A 6,321-nucleotide genomic window follows, 5' to 3' on the forward strand; every position below is an offset into this window, starting at 1 on the left:
CGGCGAACACGGCCACCGGCGCGGCGGCCGGGGCGCGTTCGGCGGCGACCGAGGCTACCCGCGCCGCGGCGCGTGCGCGTGCCGCGGCTCAGGCCGCGACGGCGGCAGCGGCGCGGGCGAACGCGGCCGCGAACAAGGCCGAAGCGGAGGCGGCCGAGACTCATTTCGCCGCGTTGCAGGCCGAAGCGGCTGCGTCCGATGCGACGTTCAACGAGACCAAAGCAGCCGAGGCGTCTCGGGCGGCGACATCGCTTGCCGAACAGGCGTCCTCCGAAGCCGTACAGGCGTTGACCGCAGCGGAGCGAACGAAGGCCGAAGCGGAAGCCGCGTCGGTGGAAGCCGTCTCAGCCGCGACACAGGCGAACCTCGCGGTGCAGGCGTCGTCAGCGGCGCGGTCGTCGTCCCAGGCCATCACTGACCCAGCCAACACGGCCATCCAGGTGGCGACGCCGTTCACCGGGGACGACCTGGGAGCCGACTTCGTGATCCTGGTCGCCAACCAGGCGAAAACCGTGGGAAGCGAACAGGCACAGGCTGCGAAGAACCGTGCCGACGAAGCGCTCGCGGCGGCAAAGGCCGCGGCGGACGCGGCCACCCGCGCGTCGGGGGAGATCAAACCGGCCTTCGATGCGGCGGCAGCCGCGGCGCGGTCGTCGGCGGACGCCGCGCGTTCGGCGGCCGAGGCACAGCAGGCCGCAGCGGACGCGGCGGTCGACGGTGCGGCAGCCCGCGCCGCCGGGGCTCGTGCCGCGCAGGCCGACGCCCAGGCACGGCAGGACGCCGTCCTCGCGCGCAAGGCGGCTAACGCGGCTAACGCCGACGCCGCCATCGCCGGCCGGGCCGCGTCGGCGGCCGAACGCGACGCCGCGGCGGCCCGATCAGCGGCGAGCCGGGCGGAAGCGGATGCGGCGGCCGCCCGGACCGCGGCGAGCAACGCCGAGTCGGACGCCACCAAGGCCGAAGCCGCGGCTGCCTCGGCACGACAGCACGCGGACAACGTGGCCACGGCCGCGAAGCACGCGCTGGACGCCGCGATCGAAGCGGGTAAGGCGGCCGGCCGGGCGGAAGAGGCCAAACGCAAGGCCGATCAGGCTGCCAGGGACCACAATGCCCAGCAGGAGCAGAACGCCCGCATTCCGGACGCCTCTGGCGACGACGGCGGCGAGGAGATCGACTACGGCAACGGCCTGGTCGCCTGGCGTGACCCGGAGACCGGCATTGTCTATCTCAACGGCGTCGGGCTCGGACCGGATTCGCCTGAGCTGCGGTGGCTGATCCCGGTCCTGCTGAAGCTGATCGCCGAGAACGGGGATGCCTACTTCCCGGCCGATCATCCGTTCAAGGACCCGCGGTATGGCATCTGGAAGCTGCTGACTGCAGCCTGTAAGTCCGATTTGGACAAATGCTCGGAGCGGTTCCAGGAGCAGGTGGTGAGCCTCGGGCTCGGTGGCCCGGACCCGGCGGGCAACAGCGATCCGCACGCGTTCCTGTTGATGAACGCGCTGGCCGACTTCGCGATCGGCGCGGGCGGACGCTGGAGCGTCAAGCCCCGGCCGGGTGTACCCGCCGGTGTGCCGTGCAACTGCTTCCCCGCCGGGACGCCGGTGGCCACCGAGCACGGCCAGGTCCCGATCGAGCGGATCGCCGTCGGGGACCGGGTCTGGGCCCGCGACCTCGCGACGGGCCGGTCTGAACTCCGTGGCGTGGCGGGCCTGTTCTCGAAGCACGCCGACGAGATCCTGACCATCACCACCACCGCGACGTCGGTACGGGTCACGCCGCAGCATCCGTTCTGGGTGGTGGGCAAGGGCTGGACGGACGCCGGTGCGCTCCGGGCCGGTGACCGGCTCAGCACCCGCGACGGCGCCGAGCAGCCGATCACCGCGATCACCGGGGAACGCGGTGACATCACGGTATACAACTTCGAGGTCGAAGGGGACCACAACTACTACATCACCGACGCGCAGTTGTTGGTCCACAACTGCAATCTGCGCTACCACGAGGCCGCGGGCGGGCACGCGATCGAGCGGCACGTCGGCCGGACCAACGAACAGCTCGCCGCGCGGAACATTCCCCGTTCGTCGACGTTCAACGATCTGGCCACGGCCGAACGGGTCACCCAGTCCAACCTCGACAGCAACAAGGCAGCCATCGACGCGTGGAAGGCGAGTGGCTCGACACAGCGGGCCTTCCGCGCTCCGGCACCCGCCGACTCCGGCCGGATCTGGTTGAAGGACAAGCAGGCGACCGTCAGCCCGAACCAGGTTGTTACTGTCCTGGTGAAGGACCCGAATCTGCCCGAAGGTTACTACATCAAGACCTCCTATCTGGATTGACGGTTATGACGAACTTGGTGCGCGAGCTGATGGATTCCTACTTCCATCAGGACTACGACCTGGACGCCGAAACGCCCATCGGGGTTGTCGAGTACTTCGTGCGTGAGAATCCTCCGGAATACGGGCGTGGACTGGCCGACGAGATCGAGGCGCTGTTCGCGGCCGGCCTCGACGAGGAGATGGCGAAACGGATCTGGAACGGTGACGGCCGGGCGAATTACGATCCGACGGCTGACGGGATCAGCTATCTGTCCTGGTTCACCCAGATGCGTGACTTCCTGCGGAAGGAAGTGAAGCGGTAGCCGGAGGTTGAGCCAGCGCGGTCGGGCCCACGGATGTTCTTCCGTGGGCCCGACCGTGTTTTCGCACTGGTTTGCGAAACCGTGGTCCCGTTCGCTTTGAAATACGTGCCTGACCTGGCGGTATCCGGCCTGTACCCAGGTGTCATCCGGTTGCGCACAACTCTGGTGCCGACCTCCGCTTTCCCCGGGTTCTGTCATACCTCCGCGATAGACTGTTGCTGGGTCGCCTTGGGAGGGCGAGGGAACGCCCCACGTACGGGACTCTCGCCGGGTGGTCGGCGCGGCGGAGCGTGCGGGTCACCAGACCGGGCGATCGGCGAACTTCTGGAGTGTCCGCTGCGAGGGCCGGACGTAGAAGTGGCCGACCGCGAATCCCATCGTGCCGAGTGCCAGGTAGCCGAACGTGACGATCATTTCCAGGGGTGAGCGTCGTGCGGGCGCCGCTGGAGACGTGGAGAAGCGCGGCGGGCCCAAGATGGGGGACAAGGACGTCTACGTCGCGACCGTGGGCGGGATGAAGATCACCGAACCCGCGATCGACCTCGCGGTGGTGCTCGCGCTGTCTTCCTCGATCGGTGACGTGGCGCTTTCGCCGCGGCTGGTCTCGGTGGGCGAGGTGGGGCTGGCACGGCTTTCGCCGGAAAGCGAATATGGATCGCTGACCGGGATCGTTCTTCTCATCGCCGCCAAGGCCGGTTTGTTACCGGTTGCCGGACGGGCGAGATCGTGATGTTCCTCCCTCTTGCCGTGACCGTGAGTCTTCTGCTTACCTCAGCTTTACCGAAACCCGTCGAAAAGGCGTGGGGGGTTTCGGAACTGGGGTGAGCGGGCCCAATGCGCGTCGCGCATTGGGCCAATCGGTCGCGTGAATTCGTCTGGGGTGCCTAATGGAGGGAACTTTCATGCGAGGAAAAGACCGGACGCACTGACCGACGCTTGTCACAGACGCCCAGGCGGGCAACCTCCGCCGTAGCACGTTCGAGCACGGGAACATCGACCACGATCCGGTCGCCCGCCGGACCTGGGACTACGCCGTCTGATTCATCGGTCCAGGGCCCGTTACCGCAGGCCGGTGCCGGGCCCGCCACTGAGGGGAACCAGAAAAGTGAAGAGAGTACGAAGAGCCGTCGTGGCTCTTGCCACCGCCGGGCTGATCGCCGGGCTGCTGGAGCCGTCGGTCGCCGTCGCGTCGCAGGCGTCCGGGCCGCGGGTCGCGGCCGATCCGAGGCCGACGCCGTCGTTGCCTCCCTCGCAGTACAGGGAGTGGGACGGCAGTGTGGGGGTGCCGGATTGGGGTGATCCCCGGTTCCGGCAGATCGTGGTGGACAACGCGGAGCTGGCCGAGGACCAGGAGGTCCGCGACGCCGCGGCGGCGGCGCTCGCGGCGGGTGGGTCCGCGCCGTTGATGGAGTTCCTCAATCACGGCTTGGATGAGGCGAAGAAGCGCGCGGCGGATCGGAAGGCCGAGCAGGCGCGGAAGGATCTCGCGGCGGTGCAGGCGCTGCGGGGCACCGGTGGCCCGGTGTTCAACGCCGAGGTCGAACGGGTTCTCGCGGGTAGCGACTCGGACCGGATGCTGTTTCTGGCCTACGGTAAGGATGTCGCCAAGCTGCGGGACGACGAGGCGACACAGGGCGCGCGGCAGGCTGCGGAGCAGAACCGGGCCCGGGTGCAGATGCTGGTGGGCGCGGGTGGCCCGGAGGTGAAGAAGGCCGCACAGTCCGCTTTGGATGGTGGGGACGCGGCGGTCCTGGAGTTCCTGAAGACCGGGTATTTGGTTGCGGCGAAGGCGGACGCGGACGCGCGTGAGCAGTATCTGAAGGATCAGGAAGCAAAGGAGAAGGCGGCCGAGGAGCTGTCGGAACTGGCGCGCAAGGCCGCCCGCGCCGCCCAAGCCCGCAAAGAACTGCTGATCGCGCACGGCAACGGAGTGCATGCGTTGCAGCGGGCGTCGAACGCGTTGATCTCCGCGGGTAACGAGGCACGCAGGGCGGCGCAGATCCTGGCCGCGAACACGGCGGGTGGCCAGCATCCGCCGGAGGCGTTCAACGGTGTGAAGGCCGAGGTGGCCCGTCAGTTGGGGTACGCGAATCAGGCGGCGACGGATGCGCAGCAGGCGTCGGCGGCGGCGCAGGTGCAGGCGAACATCCTCGTCGAAACCGGCCTGACCTATGGCACCCAGTGGGCGGACATCGCCAAGGGGATGGCCGAGGCGGCTCGTGCGGCGGTGTCGGCGTCGGAGACGGCCTCGCACGCGATCGACGCGACGGCGTTCACCGATCAGGCCCGCGACGCGCAAGAAAAGGCACAGCGCCACGCCGAAGAAGCGAAGAAGTGGCGTCAGCACGCCGAGGAGCACGCGAAAGCGGCGGCGCGGATCGCCGACGCCGCGCGGGTGCAGGCCGATGCGGCGAAGGACGCCGCGGCGCGGACCAAGGCGGCACGGCAGGCCGCGGAACAGGCCGAGGCGCAGGCGTGGGCGGCCGCCGAGCGGACCCGTCAGGCTCGCATCACCGCCGAGCGTGAGGCGGCGAAGGCGGCGGAAGCCCGGAAGAACGCCGAGCGGGAGCGGGCGAACGCCGCCGCCCAGCGGAGGAAGGCGGAGCAGCAGGCTGCCGCGGCACACTCGGCGCGTGGCCAGGCCGACCGGCTGGCGGGTATCGCCCATGACGCGCGGGCGCGTGCCGAGGAACAGGACCGGATCTCCGACGGGTTCGAGGCCACCGCTCGCAGGGAAGAGGCCAAGGCCTACGACGCGCGTAACCGGGCGATGGCCGCGGACAGCGCGCAACGGGTCGGCGAGGCGAAGGCGGCCGCGATGGAGGCGTGGGCGGCACGGAGCGACGCGGGTCCCCAGGCGAAGGCGGCGGCCGAGCAGGCTCGTCGTGAAGCCAACACCGCGCGCGACGCCGCGACCGGCGCGGGAAGGGCGGCGCAGACCGCCACCGGCGCGGCGGCCAACGCCAGGGCGGCCGCGACGGAGGCGACGCGCTCCGCCGCGCGGGCACGGGCGTTCGCCGCGCAGGCGAAGGCACACGCGGACCGGGCGAACGCCGCGGCGAAGAAGGCCGAGTTCGAGGCGGCGCAGACGCACATGTTCGCCGAGCAGGCGAACGCACTCGCCGCCGAAGCCACCGCGAGCGAAGCCGAGGCCGCGGAGCACGCCGGGGAAGCGGTCCGGCTCGCGGAGGCGGCCGCGGCGGAGGCGATCCAGGCGTTGCGCGCGGCCGAGCGGACGAAGGCCGAAGCGGACGCGGCTTCCGCGGAGGCGGTATCGGCGGCCACTCAGGCGTCCTTGGCCGTACAAGCGGCATCGGCGGCACGGTCGTCCTCGCAGGCGATCACGGATCCGGCCAACACCGCGATCACGGTCGTCGCCCCGTACACCGACAGTGACATCGGCGTGGACTTCGTGGTGCTGGTCGCGAACCAGGCCAAGACCGTCGGCGCCGAGCAGGCGAAGGCCGCCCAGGACCGGGCGAACGAAGCCACCCAGGCGGCAAAGCTGGCCCAGGAGGCAGCCGAGCGCGCCGCGGCCGAGGTCAAACCCGCCTTCAACGCGGCCGCCGCGGCGGCCAACTCGGCCGCTGCCGCGGCGAGGTCGGCGGCGGACGCGCAGGTGGCGGCGGCCGAGGCGGCAGCCGACGGTGCCGCGGCGCGGGCAGCCGGGGCGCGGGCGAACC

General features: G+C 70.4%; 3 protein-coding genes and 1 pseudogene. All 4 read left to right on the forward strand.

The annotated features are described in order from the left end of the window. The first annotated feature begins 173 nt into the window (after nt 1-173). Entirely contained in the window at nt 174-2,336 is a 2,163-nt protein-coding gene (locus ABD987_RS44405) for a polymorphic toxin-type HINT domain-containing protein (RefSeq protein WP_345409067.1), read from the forward strand. A gap of 17 nt (nt 2,337-2,353) precedes the next feature. Further along, complete coding sequence (locus tag ABD987_RS44410; protein WP_345409069.1) at nt 2,354-2,638, forward strand: contact-dependent growth inhibition system immunity protein; 285 nt, start codon at nt 2,354-2,356, stop codon at nt 2,636-2,638. A gap of 451 nt (nt 2,639-3,089) precedes the next feature. Beyond that, nucleotides 3,090-3,266 (forward strand): annotated as a pseudogene (locus tag ABD987_RS44415) (DNA repair protein RadA); the annotation flags it as partial. A 501-nt stretch (nt 3,267-3,767) separates the two neighbouring features. After that, on the forward strand, nt 3,768-6,321 hold a 2,554-nt coding region (locus tag ABD987_RS44420), incomplete at its 3' end, for an ALF repeat-containing protein (protein ID WP_345409071.1).

It is taken from the genome of Amycolatopsis samaneae, from assembly GCF_039541975.1.
GTDB lineage: Bacteria > Actinomycetota > Actinomycetes > Mycobacteriales > Pseudonocardiaceae > Amycolatopsis > Amycolatopsis samaneae.